Here is a 21,045-nt window from a genome sequence, read left to right as displayed (position 1 = left end):
TTCCTGCTGTTGAATGGTTTTAGTCATGCGACGAATAACAATAAAAACCGTTCCAGGAGAACAGATCATGAAAACGATGAAATCCTCACTGCTGACTATAGCGATCGCCAGTGCAATGACGGTATCAGCTGCGCAGGCGCAGGGGATATCAGACGATAAAGTGAAGATTGGTGTGCTTGGGGATATGGGGGGCGTGTACGCCGATGTCTGCGGTCCGGGCTGTGTCACGGCGGCAAAGATGGCGGTTGAAGACTTCGGCGGCACGGTACTGGGTAAACCGATCGAACTGGTTAGCGCGGACGATCAGAATAAACCGGATATAGGTTCGGCCAAAGTACGTCAGTGGGTTGAAAGTCAGGAGGTGGATGCCGTAACCGGGCTGGTGGCATCTTCGGTGACAGGCGCGGTGACCAAGGTACTGACCGATGCGAAGAAGATCGCATTGATATCAGGTTCCGCATCTCATGCATTTACCACTAAGGCGTGCAGCCCCTATAACGCTCATTGGACCTACAACGTAGTGGCGCTGGCTCAGGGCACGGTAAAACCGATGGTAAAGGCTGGCAAGAAAAACTGGTTCTTTATCACGGCGGATTACGCCTTTGGCCATGCATTGGAAAAGGTGGCGACAGGGGTCATCAACAACAATGGTGGCGAAGTGGTGGGATCGGTACGTGTTCCGCTGGGCACTACAGACTTTTCCTCCTACGTATTGCAGGCTCAGTCCTCTGGTGCAGACGTCGTTGCTTTGGCTAATGCCGGAGCCGACTTTGTAAATGCTCTTAAAACAGCCTCCGAATTTGGCCTTACTGAGATGATGGACGTTGCGGGGCTGTTGGTATTTACCCAAAACGCCAAAGCGCTTGATCCGACCATCGCAGGGGGCATGAAGCTAACCACTGGGTTCTACTGGGACCGGGATGATGCCAGTCGCCAGTGGTCTGCTCGCTTTAAAGGCCTTCACGGCAGCATTCCATCTATGGCTCACGCCGGCGTGTACTCAGCCACCTTACACTACCTCAACAGTATCAAAGCAACCGGTACCGATAACGCGGATGTGGTGATGCGAGAGATGAAAGCAACGCCGCCGAATGACTTCTTCGCCCGTAACGCCACCCTGCGCAACGACGGTCGCATGGTGCATGACATGTACCAGGTGCGGATCAAAAATGCCGAAGAGCGGAAAAATGATGACGATATTTTCGCTATCGAGCAGGTCATTCCCGGCAATGAAGCCTACGGTGCCATGCTGGCGCAGTGCGACTTCAAGTAACCACCCCTTGGGCATCAAAATAATAATGAACATCGCAGGTATATGATGATGAATACCAAAATCCTCGCACCAACCCAGAGCGCCTATCAGTATCCCCTGTTGATCAAAAGTCTGCTGTTATCCGGACAACGCTATGAGCCGGGTCGTGAAATCGTCTATGGCGATAAGATTCGCTATGACTACCGCACCCTCAATCAGCGTATTCGAAAGCTGGCAAACGTTCTGACCAATGCGGGCGTTACTGCCGGAGATACCGTGGCGGTGATGGACTGGGACAGCCACCGTTACCTGGAAGCTTATTTTGCGGTACCGATGATTGGTGCTGTGCTGCACCACGTCAACATCCGCCTCAGTCCGGATCAGATCGCCTATACCATGAACCATGCTGAGGACGACCTGGTGCTGGTGCATGATGATTTTCTGGCGATTGCAGAATCCCTGGCCGATCAGATCCCGAGTGTGCACAGCTATCTCCAGCTATCCGATGACGACACACCGGCATCGACCACGCTCAAATCGATCGGGGAATACGAAAGCCTGCTGGCGGACGCCGATGACCAGTACGACTTCCCGGACTTTGATGAGAACTCCATCGCCACCACCTTTTACACCACCGGTACCACTGGTAATCCAAAAGGGGTGTACTTCAGCCACCGTCAGCTGGTGCTGCATACGCTGAATATGGCAACCACCTTGGGGGCTTATGAGGGACTGCCGCTGCTGCGTTCCGACGACGTCTACATGCCGATGACGCCGATGTTCCATGTACACGCCTGGGGTGTGCCGTATGTGGCAACCATGATGGGTGTAAAGCAGGTTTATCCGGGCCGTTACGAACCGAACAAACTTGTACGCCTGTTCCGCGATGAGAAAGTGACCTTCTCCCACGGTGTGCCTGCCGTGTTGCAGATGATCCTGGGTTGCGACGAAGCCAAAGACACCGACCTAAGTGGCTGGAAACTGCTCACCGGTGGCAGCGCGCCAACCCTGGGGCTGGCGCAGGAGATGGCAGATCGCGGCATCCTATTCCATACCGCCTATGGTATGTCGGAAACCTGTCCGCTTCTGACCGCTACCTACCTGCACGGCGACGAACGGGAACAGGCAATGAGCGACCAGATGCCGCAACGTATCAAAACCGGTGTGCCGTGCGGTATGGTCGATCTGCGTATTGTTAATCCGGATGGGAAAGAAGTTCCCCATGATGGCGAAGCGATGGGAGAGGTTGTGGTACGGGCACCCTGGCTGACCCAGGGCTATGCAAAAGAGTCTGAGAAAAGCGAAGAGTTATGGGACGGTGGCTGGCTACATACCGGCGATGTGGGTTCAATTGATTCGGCGGGCGTGCTGCAGATCAAGGACCGCATCAAGGACGTGATCAAAACCGGTGGTGAGTGGATCTCCTCGCTGGAGCTGGAAAGCCTGATCAGTCAGCACGAAGCGGTTGCTGAAGTGGCAGTGGTGGGTATTCCGGACGAACAATGGGATGAACGACCGCTTGCGCTGGTGGTTGCGCTGGCCGGAACCGAACTGGATGCAGCTGTGCTGCAGGTGCATCTGCAGCAGTTTGTCGACAGTGGCCGGATTAACAAGTGGGCGATACCCCAGGAGATCAATATCGTTACTGAAATACCGAAAACCAGTGTCGGCAAGATCAACAAGAAACTGATCCGGGGACAGTTCTAACAACCCCCTGCGGATTTCGCCACCGGCCATGTTACAGCCCAGAGCCTGTGGCGAAGCAAAGGTTGTCTCTCAATCGATATCCTCTGGTATCGATCTTAACCAGTGCATGATGCGGTGCACTGGTCCTTTTCATCGCAGTCCTCCTTACCCTAAACATCAGCATCTGTCCGAAATTATCAATTTTATGGCTTGATCGGTAATAGCCAGGTTGCTCGGAAATTAGACAGAATAGGTTTTTAGACTTTCGTCTAAGTGGCGCGCCACAGTTCCCCGATGCGACAAGGGACGCCCTGTAAGCCTGTCTTACCTGGCCATTAACTAGAATAAATCAGGACTGAAGTATGCTGATCGCATTGCTGTCTCCGGCCATCAGGCTGATGAACAGATTGAATTACCTCTATAAATTCACCCTCATCAATGTGTTGTTTCTTATTCCGCTATTGAGTCTTGCCTATATGCAGCTGGATGAAATCTCTGAATCGCAGCAGGTAACCCGGACCGAGTTGGGTGGAATCGAGACCCTGCGGAAGGCCGTTGCGTTAGTCGCGACAGCATCAGAGCTGAGAGACCTGACAGTCGTTCAGGGCAGTGGGTTTGAGCTGGAGGCAAAGCTTAATGGGTTGCAGGCCCGCTACAGCGACGGTTTGAGTAACCTTGAACTGGACATTGCCAGCCTGGAGAGGGCGGAAAAGCTGAAAGAACTTATATCCAGATTGCACCAGTTGGGCGCCGAGGAAAGAGGTGCCGGTACGCTGAATGAAGCGGCGATCTTTGTAAATAACAACGCCCTGGTATTGGAAAGCTGGATACTGGTGCATCGCCTCAGCTACGAGACCGGGGTATATCAGGACAGGGATCCATATAACTTCCTTCTGATGAAGGCGGTGCTGGATGGGACCGAAGCGTTACTCGAACATCAGGGGCAGCAGCGCGCGTTCTCCACCCGCGTGGTTAAGGCCGGCGTGGTGAATTCTGGTGTGATGGAAACGCTTAATCGGGTAATGGATGCGCTGATTGACGATCAGAAGCGGCTGAGCAGTAGCCTAAGGCCCATCCTGTCGGCACAAGATGTCTTTGGCAGAGAGCTGATCGCACGGGCCGAAGCCACAGCGATAAAGCTGAAGCAGGGGGCCGAGCGCTTTGAGAACGATATTCTGATTGATGAGAACCTCGATCATAACTGGCAGCAGTATTTCCAGCAGGAGTCGGATACGGGGGCTGCCATCTATGACTTTATCTATGGCGCGCTCGACTTTGTCGAAGCACGCCTGCGTTCCAGAGATAGCGCACAAAACCATCGGTATTACGGCTTATTGGCGGTTGTCCTGACGGTTTTCTTGCTTACCAACTATCTGATGCTGGCCTTTAATCTGTCAGTACGAAACAGTATGCAGGCCATACTGGATGCCGCAGAACGCGTTACACAGGGCGATATGACCAGTCAGGTACAGATCTCCAACCGTGATGAGTTGGGGACTCTGGCCACGCGGTTTAATCAGATGACAGAGCGGATGCGATCGCTGCTGTCACAGGTGACCAGCACGGTGGAATCGGTAGCCTCCCAGGCCGGTGTAGTTGATGGTATTGCCCGGCAAAGCAGTGAAGCGACTGAAGCTCAGCGCCGCGAAACCGATCAGGTCGCGGCGGCAATCAGCCAGATGGCGGGCAGTGCACAGGAAGTGGCCGCTAAGACATTGATCGCATCGCAGGAATCTGAAGAGGTAGATCGAAAGGCTGCGGCAGGGCAGCAGCTGGTGACGAATACCCTGGAGGATATCAATCAGCTGTCCCGGGATATCGATCACGCAATGAAGGTGATCCACCAACTGGTGCAAGACAGTGGAAGTATTACCCAGGTGCTGGATGTCATTAAAGGCGTAGCGGAACAGACTAATCTGCTAGCCCTCAATGCGGCGATCGAGGCAGCCCGGGCCGGTGAGCAGGGACGCGGATTCGCGGTTGTAGCTGATGAAGTACGCACCCTGGCGCAACGGACGCAGGAATCCACCGCTGTGATTGATGAGATGATTACACGGCTGCAGATAGGGGTTAACGATGCAGTCCGGGCAATGGAAGTCAGTCATGAAAAGGTCGGCCAGACAGTAATCAACTCAGCAGAAGTAGGACGCACACTGGAAGGTATTTCAGGCGCGATCTCCCGTATCGTTGAGTTCAATGCCCAGATCGCTTCGGCGGGTGAAGAACAGACCCTGGTGGCGAACGAGATCGAGCGCAATGTGCGCTCCATCAGCGATGTGAGTAATCAGACGGCAGAAGGCGCAAAGGGGACCGTTGCTGCCTGTCAGCAGATGACCGGTCAGGCCGGTGAGCTGCAGACTGTGGTGGCTACTTTTAAGGTTTAATCAGGTGAGGTGGCTGGTCAGATGGTGACTTGTGGTTTATGCCCGTTTCGAACCCGTTGCCTCCGGCTGCCAATGCCTGGCGGACAGCGGAAAATTACGAGCGTCGGTAGATGCCTGGCGGCACACCGGTCCAGTGCTTGAAAGCTCGGGTAAAGGCAGCGGGTTCTGAGAAGCCGAGCTGTCTGGAAATTTCGGAGATAGGGATTGAAGGCTGACTCAGGGAATGGATTGCCGCATCGCGTCGCACGCCGTCTTTCAGCTCCTGGAAGCTGGTGCCTTCATCAGAGAGCTTTCTGCGCAGGGTCCTTGAAGTAACGTTCAGTTCTGCCGCAATCTCATCCATGTTGGTTGTCGCCAGAACGTCACTGCGCTCGAGATAATCCATAACCCGTCGGGTGTAGGACTGGTAATAGGCCTGGCGCCTGAACCAGTCAAGCGGGGCGCGACGCAGGTAAGCACTGAGGGTGGCGGGCGTTTGTACAACAGGCTCATCCAGCCATGCCGCATCAAAGGCCAGGGCGCAGTCCGGTTGGCTGTATCTGGCGCTACAGGGGTACATAAGCCGGTGCTCGGCTTTATGCGCCGGCTCGGGAAAATCGAGGCTGACATAGCTGAGCGGGATACGCTGACCAATCAACCAGCTGGGGAAGCGGTGCCAGAGTAAAAGCAGAAACTCCCTGAGTGTGCAGTCGGGATCTTTGGCCGGATCAGCAAGTTGCAGGGCGAAGCGTGCCTCGCCGTCCGTGACGGAAAGCTCCAGATTCAGCGCCTCGGCAACCAGGTTGTAGAAGTGTCCCAGATGGTGGTACACCGCGCGCAGATTCCTGCAGCGTACCGCCTGCTTTGCCATCAGGGTAAAAACACCGTGTCGCGACGGGCGGCTGCCCATACACATGAACTCATCATCCGCGACCCGCCACATCTCCTGCATCAACCGGCTCAACTGGTCCGGAGTGATACGCAGGCCCGGGTTCTCCAGCATCCTTTCGTTCAGCCCGGCAAAGCGCATCGGTTTCTGGTAATCGACACCATTGCGCCTGGCCGCTGCGATCAGGGTGCGGGCAAAGTGAATAGAGATGGAGTGGCGTTCACGGCTCATATTGATATTTGTTTCTGACTGGTTGCATGGTGTTAATGGATAGGCGTGAGTTCCTAGTGTAGAGCCTGTGTCCGAAAATGTTAACTATCAGACTTCTTTCGTTATTGTTGATCGACTGATTGAACGGGACACTAGGTGCATCCAGGTACGGCTTTCTTCAGCAAAAGATCCCGCTACCTCAAACGGAAGAAGAGTGCTTTAAAACAGCGCTGCACATAAGAGAGAGTCCCATGCAGAAACGTGAAGTGGTTGTGGTGAGTGGAGTACGTACGGCAATTGGCAGCTACGGCGGCAGCCTGAAGAACCATAAGCCCGGTCAGCTGGCGGCGATGCTGGTTGCTGAAGCGGTACGGCGTGCCGGCGTGGCACCTGAAACGGTGGGGCACAGCGTATTTGGTAACGTAATCCACTCTGAGCCTGCGGATATGTATATGGGGCGGGTGGCTGCTCTGAATGGCGGCTTGCCTGAGGCGGCTCCGGCTCTGACCGTAAACCGTCTGTGTGGCAGCGGCCTGCAGGCGGTACTGACAGCGGCTCAGCAGATCGAGCTGGGTATCTGTGACACCGTCGTTGCCGGCGGTGCTGAGTCTATGAGCCGTGCGCCTTATCACATCCCAACAGCACGTTTTGGTCAGCGTATGGGCGACGCGGCAATGATCGATCCGATGGTTGCTGCGCTGCACTGCCCGTTCAATCACATCCATATGGGCATCACTGCTGAGAACGTGGCTGAAAAGTACGGCATTTCCCGTGAACAGCAGGATGAGTTGGCGGCCCTGAGTCATAACCGTGCGCAGAATGCGATCGAAAACGGTTACTTCAAAGACCAGATCGTACCGGTCGAGCTGAAAAGCCGTAAGGGCGTGACCCTGTTTGATACTGACGAGCATGTTCGTTACGACTGCAAAGCCTCTGATATGGCGGCACTGAAACCGGTCTTCAAAAAAGACGGCACGGTTACGGCGGGTAATGCTTCCGGACTGAATGATGCAGCGGCTGCACTGGTGATGATGGACCGTGAGGTGGCCGAGACACAGGGGGTAGAGGCGCTGGCTAAACTAGTGGACTACGCCGTGGTGGGAGTCGATCCGGAAATCATGGGTATCGGCCCGGTACCGGCGATTCAGCAAATACTGGAACGTAACAATCTCAGCGTGACCGATATCGATCTGTATGAGGTTAATGAAGCGTTTGCGGCACAGGCACTGGCAGTCGCCCAGCAGCTGGATCTGCCAACTGAGCGCGTCAATCCCAACGGCAGTGGTATCTCCCTGGGTCATCCTATCGGTGCAACCGGTGCTGTTATCACCGTAAAAGCATTGCATGAACTGAACCGAATCAATGGCCGCTACGCAATGGTCAGCCTCTGTATCGGCGGTGGTCAGGGTATTGCCGCACTGTTTGAACGTGTTTAACCCATCTGCTTAATCTGAGGGTTAAGCCCCGTCAGGGCCGTCGTTATCTGCGACGCTTCACCGGGCCATGGATGGCGGCTTAATCCTTCGCTCCCCTAAACAGTAAGATTATTGCCTGTTTGTATGCTGCCGGGACCCGTTTGGCTGCTTGTTGTCCAGTCACGCCCCTGCCTGTACAGACGGCATTGTGTGAGGAACAGGACATGTACAACGGTCAGGCGGTAAGCCTTAATACCCTGGAACCCGGTTTGGTCGAGCTGGTGTTTGATCTTCAGGGCGAGTCTGTAAACAAGCTCAATAATCAGACGCTGAAAGAGCTGACAGAAGCTGTCGGGCAACTGGCGGCAGCGACCGATATAAAGGGTTTGCTGATCAGTAGTGCAAAACCGGCGTTTATTGTCGGTGCAGACATTACCGGGTTTCAGGAAAACTTCGCATTAAGCAGCGAAGAGCTGAAAGCGTGGATTAACGAGACACATGCTGTTTTTGCAACACTGGAAAGCCTGCCTTTCCCCACGGTTGCTGCAATCAACGGTATGGCACTGGGTGGTGGTTTTGAGCTGGCGCTGAGTGCTGACTACCGAGTGCTGTCAGCGGACGCACGTGTTGGCCTGCCAGAAGTAAACCTTGGTATCTGTCCGGGCTGGGGGGGCACTGTTCGCCTGAGTCGTCTGATTGGCGCCGAGGCTGCACTGCAATGGATGATGACCGGAAAGGCGCAGAAGGCATCAGTCGCGCTGAAGCAGGGGGCAGCGGATAGCGTAGCGCCGCCCGCCGAGCTACGTGATGTGGCGATGGCTATGTTAAATTCAGCAGTAGCAGGCGATATCGAATTCGCCACTGCCCGTGAACGCAAGCAACAACCCCTGCCGGACTCGCCGGCGACCCGCACTGAATTGGCCGCAACGTGCCAAACGTATGCGAAAAAGCTGGATCCAGACTATCCGGCGCCGGTTGCAATCCTGAATGCGGTCTGTGCCCATGCGACTCTGCCGTTAGCCGAAGCGCTGGCTGTTGAGGTCGATGCGTTTGTTACGCTGGCGCAATCCGATTCAGCCAAGAGTCTGGTTGGCCTGTTTATGAACGACCAGCAGCTTAAGAAAAAGTCCAAAGCCTGGAGTCAGCAGGCTGATAGCGTTAAAAAGAGTGCCGTGCTGGGGGCAGGCATTATGGGGGGCGGTGTGGCATTCCAGTCTGCATCGACCGGTACGCCGATCGTGATGAAGGATATCCGCGAAGAGGCACTGTCTCTGGGCCTGAAGACCGCATCCGGGCTGTTGGATCGCATGATCGATAAGGGCCGGATGGATGCCGCGGCTAAGGCAGTAGTGATGGACGCCATTACGCCGGCGCTGGATTACAGCGAGTTCGGCTGTGTTGACCTGGTGGTTGAAGCAGTGGTTGAAAATCCGGCCGTTAAAGCTGCAGTGCTGGCTGATGTTGAAAGTGCTGTGCCGGAGACTGCGGTACTGGCATCCAATACTTCCACCATCTCAATCGATACCCTGGCAGAAAATCTGGCACGTCCGGAACAGCTCTGTGGCATGCACTTCTTTAATCCGGTACACCTGATGCCTCTGGTCGAGGTGATTCGTGGTAGCAAAACCAGCGATCAGACTGTTGCCCGTACCGTGGCCTATGCCACTGCGATGGGCAAGACCCCCATCGTGGTAAACGACTGCCCGGGCTTTCTGGTCAACCGCATTCTGTTCCCTTACTTCAACGCTTTTAACCGCCTGTTGATAGACGGCGTTGATTTCCAGCGTATCGATCGCGTGATGGAAGCGTTTGGCTGGCCAATGGGGCCGGCCTATCTGGCGGATGTAGTCGGTATCGATACTCTGGTGCATGCCGACCATGTGATGCAACAAGGCTTCCCGCAGAGGATGGGGCATGACACCGATGTGATCGCCGAGGCATTGCTGGCTGCAGACTGTCTGGGCCAGAAAAATGGCAAGGGTTTCTATGAGTACGGTGCTGATGAAAACGGCCGCCGTTTTAAGGAACCCGCGGGCCTCGTGCGTGAACTGATTTCAGAGCGCTCTAAACGGTGCATAGATATCAGCGATCAGGAGATCATCGACCGCATGATGATACCGCTGTGCCTGGAGTCTGTACGTTGCCTGGAAGATGGCATCGTTGAATCAGCCGCTGAAGTGGATATGGGACTGATTCTGGGGTTGGGCTTCCCTCGCTTCCGAGGGGGGGCGCTGCGCTACATCGACACAGTCGGTCTGCGGGCATTTGCCGATAAAGCCGAGGCTAATACTGAGCACGGACCTCTTTATGAATCGACCGATGGCTTCAAGGCTCGCCTGAACGATAACTGCACTTTTTACTGATTCATCCGATCAGCCGGCACCCTGCGGCATAAAATAAAAGCCTGCTGCTAATCTTCGGCGTGGCGGCAGGCTCAGAAAGCGACAGCAATTCGTAAAAAAGCATACAGTTGTTTCTGGCTCCGGCCGGGCCTTGCGAATACAGGTTGGTATGGGTTTCAGGGAAAGCTCGGGTCTGACCGGTCTACCACAATGCCCTGAGCATCTATAACCGCCGGGCCGGCAGTCGGGTCTGGGCGGTTGGACCTGATACGCTGATAGGCGAGGTGAGACGCTTGTTAAACTCGAAGCTAACAGCCAGGCAGATGGGAAAGTAAGTCGGAAGCTAATAAGACAGGGTAGGATATCTAGCTGGTGCCTTGCGCTCAGCTTTATTGTCAGTAACCCGGACGGCCCAGTCCTACGAGCCAGGCGAAAAGAAACAGGGGACTAACCTGAAGAAAAAGCCGCCGCGCCAAGGTCCAGATGGCGAGCAGTTCGCGTTCATTAACCGCTACATGCGTTAGCTGCACGTTTTGAACCTTGGATTGGGCCGCTTTTACCGCTTGCTCTATTTTCATCCCGAAGTAGAGCACCATCATATGACAGACTGAAGCCGCGATCAGGCAGAATAATAGAAACCATCCGGCGGGCGCAGTAAAGTTATCGTAATAGAATTCATACATGTTACGACCTATGTGAATGATTATTGAATATCTTCGAGTCGCACTTACACTAAGTATGACATAGATAAGGCGTGAATCGCCGTCAGGTCGTGCTGCGCGAGCTATGCCATGTTCGGCGCGGTTGGCCTCTCGGCTCACAGAAGACAGATCATCGGTATCCCGAATACCCAGAATCCGATGTTTCAGTTAGCGAAATCTGCCGCCTGGCCGGTCGCTGATCGAGAGCCGGATAAGCACAGTGATTTCATGCCGAACTGAATGATTTGGGAAACCGGTGTTTTCAGCCTGAATATCGAAAACTCAAAGGCCAGAGCTGTTGAAGCCTATTACGCCCAGAGAACTAGTGCAGAAAAAAATGACAGGCCTCAGGTCCTGATCAGCGATTCTTTACTAAGGTCTATATATCGGTTTGGTTTTTTAAGCTAATGTGCTTTTGTTAGAAGGAATTATCAGGGAAAGAGTTATGGAAATCGAAATTCAGGAGCAAGTAGCGGTAAATATCCTGTGGGACAATATTCTTTTTGTTGCCTTGCAGGGGACTCTGGATTCACGGCGTACGCAGGTAATGCTGGAACGGGTGCTCAATAAAATTCACGAAACCGGTGCGTCAGTCATCATACTGGATATATTGGGCGTCAGTGTTGTCGACAGCGCAGTTGCGAATCACCTTATCAAGTTAGGACAAGCTACTAAATTAATGGGTTGTGAGACAGTGATATCGGGCATATCGCCTGAGATTGCTCAGACAATCGTGCAATTGGGCGTTCATCTGGGAGATACCACTACAACATCCACTATCAGAGATGCGTTGAGAGTGGCCCTCAAGAGTACTGGTCAGGAGATCACACCGCTATCCTAAGCGCGAACAGGAGAGATGACGAAACTGAGGTTTCGATAGTCATCCTCAATCTTTGGGGAATACTTGCCAACGCAATTTTATTGGCTATGTATGAGGAACCATTTTAGGTAATTGCATGAAACCTGCGATATACGGGGCACTAAAAGTAGTTCAGAAGTGTTTGATAGTGTCCATTGCTACTGACTGGGATGACGAGCTGGTGCTGGCTCTGCAAAAAGAAGCATTAAGGCAACTGAATAGACAGAATGTCAGTCGTTTGGTGATTGATATAACGGCGGTGGACAGTGTCGATTCGCTTTTCACCCGTTACATCTGCGATACCGCCAGGATGGCATCGATGCTGGATGTCGATGTGATCGTTGCCGGCATGAACCCGGGTGTGGCGGCATCTATCGTTGGGCTCAATCTTGATTTCGAGGGCGTAACCTGTGTCGGAAGGATTGATGATGCGCTGTTAGGGGTAGCCGAAAGTGGTGCGTATTAAGCGGGCACCATTCGGAGATCAGTTTTCCTGAATATAGAAGTGATTAACCATGAGCGCAGTGTCTGCAAGCCAGGTAATAAAGGTTCAGGAAGAGACGGCGGTTGAAGTGACGAAAAGTTCGGATAATGCGGTAGCTGCAAATGTGGCACGGGTTCTTTCGAAGGTGATCGGTTTAGCAAAGACGGCAACCCAGATGTTGATGACAGCGATCTATGAGCTTGGGACCAACATTATAAGCTATGCCGGTAAAGGGATCATCCGACTCCAGATCGTTGAAAAAAACAGTTGTCGGGGAATCCGTGTCATTGCCGAGGATGGAGGGCCTGGAATAGAGGATGTCCAACAGGCAATGGTGGATGGCTTTTCTACACAGCAGCAATTTCGCAGCCTGGGACTGGGGTTGGGAGGGGTTTCCAGATTGATGGATGAAATGTCAATTTGTAGCCAGCCTGGCCGGGGGACTCGAATTTCCGCTTGCAAGTGGATGAATTGAAACGATAAAGGGTGACGGTTAGCTGGGCTACATAGCTGGGCTACATAGTTGCGCTACATAGTTGCGCTACATAGTTGCGCCCGATGATTCGAAACCTGGGGCGCAACACTTACCTGGTTGTTGCAATATGGACTAATCTGTTTTTCAGATTCGCGAGTCAGAATGCTTTATGTAAGCAAGCATCAGGTAATCGTTAATTGATTTAGACATCAGCAAAGGGATTGAGAAGGGGCGGTACGGTAGGTGATATCAGATACATGAGTTGTCTTTCTGAGCTTATATCACTGCCAATACGGTCGCCTCAGGGGGAGCAAACATGTTTAAGCTTCGGAATGGACAGAGCCTGTGATTTCTATTGAGAAGAGGGTATCTGATCTCGGTAATCTGTCTGTCACGGACAGAGGGGCTGTACTGAAATGTCGCAACAACCTACGAGCGCTCGTTGAATACCTGCAATTTAGTCCCGTTGAGGTGAGCAAGCTACTGTCCACTTTCTCCGAGCTTACTTGCGAGCTTTTGAAAGGCGGCCAGGAGATTGTATTTGACGTTAAGTTAGTTGAATACGACTCGGAGAGTGGACTAAGTCTGGAGTTCTGTACTCCGACGGGGGGCTTCTCTTATCCTGAGCAAGCACTTAAAACTGCTTTTAATCGTGTCATTGTCCGTCCGGCGGATAACCTTTTTCATGTTCAATTAGTGAGCTGCTTTCCGAAGCCTGTAAGAGAACTCTCTATCGAGAAAGCTTGCGCAATACTGAACAGGCTCACTGAAAAAGAGTATTTACATGAGCTTACACTTGCCGGCGATGCTGCTAATGCAGCCACCAAAGCCAAGTCTGAATTTCTGGCGGCAATGAGTCATGAGATTCGTACTCCGATGAATGGCGTGATTGGCATGGCTGAGGTGCTGGCAAAAAGTAACCTTGATGAGTCTCAGGTCCAGTCGGTCAGAATAATCCAGGACTCCGCATTTTCTCTGCTGCGGATTATCGATGAAATATTAGACTTTTCGAAGATGGATGCCGGGCGATTGGAGTTGGAGCGAACGCAGATCTCTATCCGCGAACTTCTCGAAGGCACCTGTGCTTCGTTAAGCCTGTATGGCCTGGAAAAATATGTAGATATATCGCTGTTCATTCATCCTCAGGTCCCTGATCAGATTTGGTCAGATCCGACCCGGTTACGTCAGGTTCTCAATAATCTCATCGGAAATGCCATCAAGTTCTGTGACGGCTCGCAACAAAGCCGGGGTCAGGTCGGGGTGCGGCTCGATATTTCTGCAGACTCAGAGTCCCAGCTGACTTTCAGTGTCATTGACAACGGCATCGGGATTGCTCCGGATATCTTAGGTACGCTTTTTACTTCATTTCAGCAAGCCGAGCAGTCTACGACACGGCGTTTTGGCGGCACAGGGTTGGGACTGGCGATCAGTAAGGGGCTGGTCGAGCTGATGCAGGGAGATATTGCTGTAGAAAGTTCGGTCGGTGAAGGATCCACGTTCACCTTTACCTTACCTCTTGAGCGTGTGGTCGCCGGAAACGAGTGCCCGGATGTGGACCTTTCTGGACTGACGTGCATTGTTCTGGAAAGCGATAGCGGCAACATTGATGATCATTGTGCGTATCTTGAATATGCAGGGGCTAGCGTTCGTCGGGTGACAGACCTTGGTTCAGCCCTCGCCCTGGCGGAAAATGAGTCGCCCCGCAGGGCGGTGATTATTAACTCCAGCGAGGAGCAAGCGCTTCAGCTTACGATTGAACAATGGATAAAGCGCCGGCTGAATGACATTGGTTACGTAGTATTGAGCCGTTCAGTGCAACCGAAAATCTGTCAGCAAGCCCCGGCCGTGGTCAGTCTGGGATACTGCGTCCTTCGTTACCGTGACTTACTGCGTGCTGTCGCGGTAGCGGCCGGGCTTACCAGTGCTGACGTCTTCTACCAGGGTATCAGCGAAGAGGGGCAAGGCGAGAATATAGTGCCCCCTACGACTGATGACGCGCTGGCACAGGGGCGGCTAATTCTGGTCGCTGAAGATGACAGAATAAACCAGAGTGTCATTTTGCGACAACTGGGACTGTTAGGATATGCCGCCGAGGTGGCCGGTGACGGTAGGGAAGCATTGAGTAAGTGGCGTAATCGGGATTACGCGTTATTGCTTACCGATCTGCACATGCCGGAGATGGATGGTTACCAACTGGCAGAGGCTGTTCGCAGTGAAGAGAAAAGCTTAAGGCATAAACCTATTGTCGCCCTGACGGCAAACGCACTCCGCGGAGAGAAATGTCGCACCGAAGCGGCGGGTATGGACGACTACCTGACCAAGCCTATCCAACTTCAACAACTCAGTGAGACGTTGGAGAAGTGGCTGGCTCCTGCAGACAAGCCGGAGGAAACGTCAGCATCTGGGATAGATAAACAATCTGCAGCAGAAGCGGTATTTGACGTCGAGGTGTTAAAAAGTCTGGTAGGTGATGAGCCTGCAGTGGTGTTTGATCTCCTCACCGATTATCTCGATTCTGTGCATCTACAACTCGACGAGTTACGAAGTGCCTGTGCCCAGGAAGATGTTCAAACGGCAAGAGGCATAGCCCATAAGCTTAAGTCCACTTCACGCACTATGGGAGCCTTGATGGTTGGGGAGCGCTGTGCCGAGCTGGAAGATACCTGTGAGAATGGGCAGATCGCTTGTATTGCGAAAACGATGCAGATGCTGGAGTCCTCTTTTTCAGCGGCTGAAGCTCAGATCGTCAAATTACTGCATAGCTCGCAGGCCTGAGTAGGGAGAGATCGGCCAGTAGGAGGCTGGCACCCCGGCAACACCCGTGGCGCTCTCAGCTTGAACGGCCGGCCAGATTTGCACTACTGGCGGTTGTTATCAGCTCTGTCGGACTGAGTTTGCTGCGTCCTTCGCTCTCTGAGGGTATAGATCCAGAGCCAGCCAATACCCGTCAGGCCTGCCAGAAGCGAACCACTGAGAATACCTGCTTTTGCCTGCACCAACAGGGCCTGATTATCAGAGAAGGCCAGTGAACCGATAAAGATCGACATGGTAAATCCCATCCCGGCAATCAGGCTCATTCCTACAATATGGCCTGGAGTCACGCCGGTCGGGAACTTTCCGATACCAAACTTTACAGCGAGCAGACAAGAGCCGGTGATGCCGATGCATTTGCCGAATATCAGCGCCAGGACGATACCCAGAGTGATCGGAGTGGTCAGGATGGACGTGGGGTCGGCATCGGGAAATGGAATACCGGCATTAGCAAGCGCAAAAATGGGTAATACAAACAGTCCGACAGGCGTTTCCAGTGTGCGCTCCCAGCGCCGCAACGGGGTTGTGGCATGCAGGGCGGTCCAATGGACTTTCTCCACTAGTCTGTGGCTCTCCGGGTCACCGAGTATAGGGAGTGGAGGATGGCGGGTGTGCTCAAACTGGTGTAATAACTTCTGAATCCGCCGTATAAACTGGTAGGGGCCGTGTTTCGGCCTGGCGGGCACTGTCAGGGCAACCAGAATGCCCGCAACAGTGGTATGAACACCGGAGTAGAGAAAGAACGCCCAGACAACAGTGCCGACGATGAAGTAGGGCCAGGCCTGGCGCACTCCGGTCATATTGAAACCGACCAAAAAGCCCAGCGCGATAGCGGCATAGCCAAGTGCCCACCAATAAACGGTATCGGTATAGAACAGCGCGATCACCAGCACCGCACCCATATCATCAACGATGGCGATCGCAACCAGCAGGGTAATCAATCCCTGAGGGATGCGTTTGCCAAAGATAATCAGTGCCCCCAGCGCAAATGCCGTGTCGGTGGCCATGGGAATCCCCCAGCCCTGGATACTGAGCGGATCATTGTTAATCAACAGATAGATCAGCGCCGGCATTGCCATGCCACCGAGTGCACTGTAGATCACTAACAGGCTGGCGCGCAGGTCGGTAAACTCACCCGCTAAAAATTCGCGCTTTATCTCCAGCCCGAGAACGAAGAAAAACAACGGCATCAGGCCATCGTTAATCCAGTGACTCAGGCTCATCTCAAAGCTGTAGTCACCAAAAGAGAGCCCGGCCGGGGTATGGAAGAAGTGGCTGTAGGCGTCAGCCAGCGTAGAGTTGGCCATCCATAGTGCCAGCACAGTCGACGCAAACAGCAAGATACTCGAAGTGCCCTGATCATGGAGGAAGGTTGCAAAGGGCTTACGAATGCTCTCTATAGCCTGTTCAAGCGGGGTATCGTAGTCATCAGGGCTGATCGGTGTATCGTCATCTTGTGATGGTTGCACGAGAACCTCCGGTGCATTTTCCTGGCGCAGCGCGGCTTTAACTTCTTCTAAGTGTATGCCTTCTCTGTCAATTGAGCGGCGATTTGTCGTTAACCATCAGTAGAAAGCACCTTGTAAAAAGAAACATCTGTGTAAAGTAATTTGTGTACGAAATAAAAATAGTACATAATGCGCAACAAATTTATTACCAATCCAGCGAAATGATGGCAAGTTTGTTTCTTTAAATGCACTAAAAATACAAAATCCTCAATTTATTCGATACACCTGACCGCTATCTGTACAGGCCCGGTGATGGGAGAGTTGTTACGTGTTCAAAGAAAAAATATCGGGTTGGTAATTCCCACTGTGCGGTTTTCATATTTTCTGTCAGTAATATGTAAGGCTCAGCCTGGCTCGAAGCCCGGACTGCAGGTACTGGCGCAGATATGACTCAGGGGATTCAGATGAAAATATCGAAAATAAGTGAACAGAGTTGGATATGAATATAGAAGGTATGGCGTCGCTGAAAAACTGGGGACAGCCACCTGGTTCCATGGCCGGGGATCTGCGTAAGCAGGCCGTGGTTGATTGTGGTTGGGGGAGACTTATTTTCGGCCAGACATTTCACTCCAGCAGTCGTGTTGCGGAGGAGTTGTGCAACGAAACGCCGGGGCGACGTGATGTATCGCTCTATATTCGTGATCCGCAGGTCGTTGTCGCTAAGGCGCCGCAAGAGCTGTTTATTGACCCTTCTCTCACATTCCGGATTGACTTGGCGGCTGCGGAATTGCCAGCTTCAGAAAACAGAAGCGTCAGGATTCGGCCTATGCAGAGCAGGCAAGACGAGCGGGCTGTCAACCGCATCTATCAGTCGCACAGTATGGTGCCGCTGTCCGATGGCTTCTATCATCGCCTGGGACGTCGGAATGAGATTCAGGTTCTGCTGGCAGTCGATCCCCGGACTGACAAAGTAGTTGGTTGTGTTACAGGGGTTGATCACCGACTGGCATTCTCAGATCCCGATAACGGTGCCAGCCTCTGGGCTTTGGCGTCCGATGATCAGAGTTCGCTGAGCGGTATTGAAGAAGCGCTGGTGGGGGCGATGACCGAGCGTTTCCAACAGGCAGGCAGGGCATTTATGGATCTGTCGATCATGCATGATAACGAACAGGCGATTGCGCTCTATTCCAGGCTGGGTTTTTACCAGGTACCGGTGTACGGCATCAAAACCCGAAATGCTGTTAATACCCAGCTCTACATCGGAGCACCGCCAGAAGAAGAGCTTAACAACGGTGCCCGGATCATCGTTGACGAAGCAGCTCGCCGGGGTATTTCAGTAGATGTAGTGGATGCGGCAGGCGGATACTTCGATCTCAGCCTGGGAAGTCGAACAATCAGTTGCCGTGAGTCGTTGACGGACCTGACCAGCGCAGTGGCGTTAAGCCGTTGCGATGATAAATCCATCACGCTTAAATTCCTCAGGCACGCGGGCCTTAACGTACCAGAGCAGGCGTTGCTAAAGCATCCTGAAGATGCTCAGGAATTTCTCCATCGTCACCGCCGCATAGTGATTAAACCGGTGCGTGGTGAAAACGGACAGGGTGTGTTTGTTGATCTGAAGGAGCCGGCAGAAGTTGAAGAGGCGTTTATTGCCGCTGCGGCTGGTGGCGAGAAGGTAATTGGCGAACGCTTTGTGCGCGGTCAGGATCTACGAATTCTGGTGATCAATAATGAAGTTGTCGCTGCGGCCCTACGCAGTCCCGCCAGTGTCATGGGCGATGGTATGCAGAAGATATCCAGCCTGATCAGTAAGCAGAGTCGCAGGCGGAAAACCGCCACTCAGGGTGAAAGCAATATCCCACTGGATGCTGAGACAGAACGTTGCGTGGCGGCGGCCGGGTTTTCTCTGGATGATATTCTTCCCTATGGTCAGGAAATTCAGGCTCGCAAGACCGCCAATCTGCATACCGGTGGAACCCTGCGCGATATCACATCCCAACTTCATCCGACGCTGATCGATGCAGCCCTCAGGGGCGCTGCAGCGCTGGATATGCCGCTTGTCGGCCTGGATTTTATTGTGAATGCCGTCGATCAGCCGGAGTACGTTATTCTTGAAGCTAACGAACGCCCCGGCCTGGCAAACCATGAACCCCAGCCAACAGCCGAAAAGATGATCGACATGCTGTTTCCGCACACCGCCAGTAGTTGCAGCTGAGATTCGCCTGGCAGAAACCGGACTCTGATTTAGCGGACCGGGTATCATCGCCAGTCTGGCGACGTAACGGGAAGACCGGTCTGATGTTGTCGGCATGGCGGTTGATTCCGCTATCCGGCTGGCTATATTTTGGGCATTAAGCTGAGTACTTTCAGTACCCTGGTGTTAATTAGCCTGGTGCTGACCCCGTTTCAGTACAGTGAGTGGCCTCTGGAACAGAGGTCGATATTTTGCCCATTCCGGAATTACAGATTGGATGGTGTATATGGATAGCTCAGCCCTCGAATTAATGGAACGGGTCGTTGCGGATTTAGAAGGTGACCGGATGCAGCCGGTTGCGATCGCCATCGCATCATCCAGCGCTTCGGAGCTGGCCCGCTTGTTGGAAGCCTTATCGGTAAAAAACCGTCGACAGCTTTGGCAACAGATTCCCGTTGATGAAAAAGGGGAAGTGTTGCTGGCCCTGCACGGTGAGATCCGGCAGGGGCTGATCGCCTGTACCGAAGAGGACGATCTTATCCGATCGCTGGCAAAGGTGCAGATGGACGAGTTGGCCGATCTGGACGACGAGTTGCCAATGCCGGTTGTGATCGCCATGGTGCAGGCCATGGATGATCAGCGTCGCCAGCGTTACCAGAGCATCAAGGACTATCCGGATGATACCGCGGGAGGCTTGATGGATGCCGATGCAACCGCCGTCCGGGCCGATGTTACGCTGAAAGCCGTGTTTCGTTTCATGCGCCGGATTCGGTTACGTGATGGTAATCTGCCGGAACACTTGGATAGCCTGATGGTGGTGGATCGCTCAAACGTACTACAAGGCGTACTGCCACTTAGCGAACTGGTTTCCCGTGACCTTGAAGCCAGTGTAGCGGATGTGATGCTGAGCGCCGACCAGGCCTTCACCCCGCTGACCCCGGCGGCAGATGTAGCCCGGGTATTTGAAGACCAGGATATGCTCTCAGCACCGGTTATCGACGATAATCGTCATCTGCTCGGTCGTATTACGGTGGACGACGTGATCGACGTGTTACGCAGCGAAGCCGATAAAGAGGTCTTCGGGCGTGCCGGTCTGGACCAGCATCCCGATATGTTTGCACCAGTCATGCGTAGTTCGGTTAAGCGTGCCGTCTGGTTAGGAATAAACCTGCTTACAGCATTTCTTGCCGCCTGGGTAATCGGGTTGTTTGAAAAATCTATCGAGCAAGTGGTCGCACTGGCGGTACTGATGCCCGTGGTGGCCAGTATGGGAGGCGTTGCAGGAAGCCAGACACTGACATTGGTTACGCGAGGTCTGGCGCTGAATCAGGTGGGTCGCAGCAACCTCTGGCGGCTGATGGGGCAGGAACTGTCGATAGGCGCCATTAACGGCCTGTTCTGGGCCCTGGTGGTCGCCTCAGTCGCGTCGCTATGGTTCAGCGACTGGTATCTCGGGACGGTATTTGGTCTGGCCTTAGTTATTGTATTACTGGCCGGGGCTCTGGCCGGGACCGTTATCCCGCTTACGCTTAAAAAGCTTGGCATCGATCCGGCACTGGCCGGAGGCGTTGTGCTGACGACCATCACAGACGTGATTGGATTCTTTACCTTCCTGGGACTGGCCACCTGGATAGTTCTGTAAGCTGACTTACCGTGATTTCATATATGGAGAGGCCCGCTCGTGGCCTTTCCGTTTCAATTCGGGCTGGCCGCCTGTCATCTCTGAGTTTTAATTAACTTACTATCAAAAACTGTAGTCCGGGACATTAACTGACTTTAGTGTTGCGGGTAATAGTATTGCTTTCGAATCTGCAGAAAAATTTTAAGCCTTTCTAAATCTGTTGGTTAGCTGATATTTGCCACACTACGCCTTCTGTTCTGCACCTACTAACAGGGCTGCCAGAGAGATGCTTATT

14 protein-coding genes are annotated in these 21,045 nt (G+C 53.2%); 11 read left to right on the top strand and 3 right to left on the bottom strand.

All coding sequences use genetic code 11. The annotated features are described in order from the left end of the window. The first annotated feature begins 67 nt into the window (after nucleotides 1-67). The 3 genes from Q354_RS0104395 to Q354_RS0104385 all read left to right on the top strand — a co-directional run bounded on the left by Q354_RS0104395 (nucleotide 68) and on the right by Q354_RS0104385 (nucleotide 5,322). Nucleotides 68-1,273 (top strand): ABC transporter substrate-binding protein, encoded by a 1,206-nt coding sequence (locus Q354_RS0104395; RefSeq protein WP_027856554.1) that lies wholly within the window; start codon nucleotides 68-70, stop codon nucleotides 1,271-1,273. Nucleotides 1,274-1,321: 48 nt separating this feature from the next. Continuing rightward, complete coding sequence (locus Q354_RS0104390; protein ID WP_211252206.1) at nucleotides 1,322-2,959, top strand: fatty acid--CoA ligase; 1,638 nt, start codon at nucleotides 1,322-1,324, stop codon at nucleotides 2,957-2,959. Nucleotides 2,960-3,300: 341 nt separating this feature from the next. Beyond that, complete coding sequence (locus Q354_RS0104385; protein WP_027856552.1) at nucleotides 3,301-5,322, top strand: methyl-accepting chemotaxis protein; 2,022 nt, start codon at nucleotides 3,301-3,303, stop codon at nucleotides 5,320-5,322. A gap of 94 nt (nucleotides 5,323-5,416) precedes the next feature. Here the strand turns inward: Q354_RS0104385 and Q354_RS0104380 are convergent, their stop codons facing one another. After that, complete coding sequence (locus Q354_RS0104380) at nucleotides 5,417-6,421, bottom strand: AraC family transcriptional regulator (protein ID WP_027856551.1); 1,005 nt, start codon at nucleotides 6,419-6,421, stop codon at nucleotides 5,417-5,419. Nucleotides 6,422-6,651: 230 nt separating this feature from the next. Between Q354_RS0104380 and bktB the strand changes: the two genes are divergently transcribed. Next, on the top strand, nucleotides 6,652-7,836 hold the full coding sequence (bktB, locus tag Q354_RS0104375; RefSeq protein WP_027856550.1) for a beta-ketothiolase BktB: 1,185 nt from the start codon (nucleotides 6,652-6,654) through the stop codon (nucleotides 7,834-7,836). Between the two features lie 203 nt (nucleotides 7,837-8,039). Next, nucleotides 8,040-10,178, top strand: a complete 2,139-nt coding sequence (fadB, locus tag Q354_RS0104370; protein ID WP_027856549.1) for a fatty acid oxidation complex subunit alpha FadB — start codon at nucleotides 8,040-8,042, stop codon at nucleotides 10,176-10,178. A gap of 374 nt (nucleotides 10,179-10,552) precedes the next feature. Here the strand turns inward: fadB and Q354_RS0104365 are convergent, their stop codons facing one another. Further along, nucleotides 10,553-10,840: a hypothetical protein gene (locus Q354_RS0104365; RefSeq protein WP_027856548.1), complete on the bottom strand. Its 288-nt coding sequence runs from the start codon at nucleotides 10,838-10,840 to the stop codon at nucleotides 10,553-10,555. Nucleotides 10,841-11,303: 463 nt separating this feature from the next. On the opposite strand from Q354_RS0104365, the gene Q354_RS24575 reads away from it, so the two are divergent. From Q354_RS24575 to Q354_RS24570, 4 genes are all read left to right on the top strand, one after another. Beyond that, entirely contained in the window at nucleotides 11,304-11,699 is a 396-nt protein-coding gene (locus Q354_RS24575) for an STAS domain-containing protein (protein ID WP_036228463.1), read from the top strand. Nucleotides 11,700-11,814: 115 nt separating this feature from the next. After that, nucleotides 11,815-12,183 carry an STAS domain-containing protein gene (locus tag Q354_RS0104350; protein WP_027856547.1) on the top strand — a complete coding sequence of 123 codons (369 nt, stop codon included), beginning with the start codon at nucleotides 11,815-11,817 and terminating at the stop codon, nucleotides 12,181-12,183. A 49-nt stretch (nucleotides 12,184-12,232) separates the two neighbouring features. Next, nucleotides 12,233-12,676 (top strand): ATP-binding protein, encoded by a 444-nt coding sequence (locus tag Q354_RS0104345; protein ID WP_036228462.1) that lies wholly within the window; start codon nucleotides 12,233-12,235, stop codon nucleotides 12,674-12,676. Between the two features lie 345 nt (nucleotides 12,677-13,021). Further along, nucleotides 13,022-15,451, top strand: coding sequence for a hybrid sensor histidine kinase/response regulator (locus tag Q354_RS24570; protein ID WP_051559880.1), 2,430 nt, complete (start codon nucleotides 13,022-13,024; stop codon nucleotides 15,449-15,451). Between the two features lie 83 nt (nucleotides 15,452-15,534). On the opposite strand, the gene nhaA is transcribed toward Q354_RS24570, so the two are convergent. Further along, nucleotides 15,535-16,956, bottom strand: coding sequence for a Na+/H+ antiporter NhaA (gene nhaA, locus Q354_RS24565; RefSeq protein WP_051559879.1), 1,422 nt, complete (start codon nucleotides 16,954-16,956; stop codon nucleotides 15,535-15,537). Nucleotides 16,957-17,434: 478 nt separating this feature from the next. On the opposite strand from nhaA, the gene ngg reads away from it, so the two are divergent. Next, the gene (gene ngg, locus Q354_RS0104330) at nucleotides 17,435-19,150 is read left to right on the top strand and encodes an N-acetylglutaminylglutamine synthetase (protein WP_036228460.1); all 1,716 of its coding nucleotides are present in this window, start codon (nucleotides 17,435-17,437) and stop codon (nucleotides 19,148-19,150) included. A gap of 265 nt (nucleotides 19,151-19,415) precedes the next feature. Beyond that, nucleotides 19,416-20,771, top strand: a complete 1,356-nt coding sequence (gene mgtE / locus Q354_RS0104325) for a magnesium transporter (RefSeq protein ID WP_027856544.1) — start codon at nucleotides 19,416-19,418, stop codon at nucleotides 20,769-20,771. The last annotated feature ends 274 nt before the right edge of the window (nucleotides 20,772-21,045 follow it).

It is taken from the genome of Marinobacterium jannaschii DSM 6295, assembly GCF_000620085.1.
Classification (GTDB): Bacteria; Pseudomonadota; Gammaproteobacteria; order Pseudomonadales; family Balneatricaceae; genus Pontibacterium; species Pontibacterium jannaschii.
This window is presented reverse-complemented; position numbering and strand designations above follow the sequence as displayed.

Coding starts and splice junctions, on each gene's coding strand:
- Q354_RS0104395 (WP_027856554.1), top strand. CDS start 68: ATGAAAACGATGAAATCCTCACTGCTGACTATAGCGATCGCCAGTGCA.
- Q354_RS0104390 (WP_211252206.1), top strand. CDS start 1,322: ATGAATACCAAAATCCTCGCACCAACCCAGAGCGCCTATCAGTATCCC.
- Q354_RS0104385 (WP_027856552.1), top strand. CDS start 3,301: ATGCTGATCGCATTGCTGTCTCCGGCCATCAGGCTGATGAACAGATTG.
- Q354_RS0104380 (WP_027856551.1), bottom strand. CDS start 6,421: ATGAGCCGTGAACGCCACTCCATCTCTATTCACTTTGCCCGCACCCTG.
- bktB (WP_027856550.1), top strand. CDS start 6,652: ATGCAGAAACGTGAAGTGGTTGTGGTGAGTGGAGTACGTACGGCAATT.
- fadB (WP_027856549.1), top strand. CDS start 8,040: ATGTACAACGGTCAGGCGGTAAGCCTTAATACCCTGGAACCCGGTTTG.
- Q354_RS0104365 (WP_027856548.1), bottom strand. CDS start 10,840: ATGTATGAATTCTATTACGATAACTTTACTGCGCCCGCCGGATGGTTT.
- Q354_RS24575 (WP_036228463.1), top strand. CDS start 11,304: ATGGAAATCGAAATTCAGGAGCAAGTAGCGGTAAATATCCTGTGGGAC.
- Q354_RS0104350 (WP_027856547.1), top strand. CDS start 11,815: ATGAAACCTGCGATATACGGGGCACTAAAAGTAGTTCAGAAGTGTTTG.
- Q354_RS0104345 (WP_036228462.1), top strand. CDS start 12,233: ATGAGCGCAGTGTCTGCAAGCCAGGTAATAAAGGTTCAGGAAGAGACG.
- ngg (WP_036228460.1), top strand. CDS start 17,435: ATGAATATAGAAGGTATGGCGTCGCTGAAAAACTGGGGACAGCCACCT.
- mgtE (WP_027856544.1), top strand. CDS start 19,416: ATGGATAGCTCAGCCCTCGAATTAATGGAACGGGTCGTTGCGGATTTA.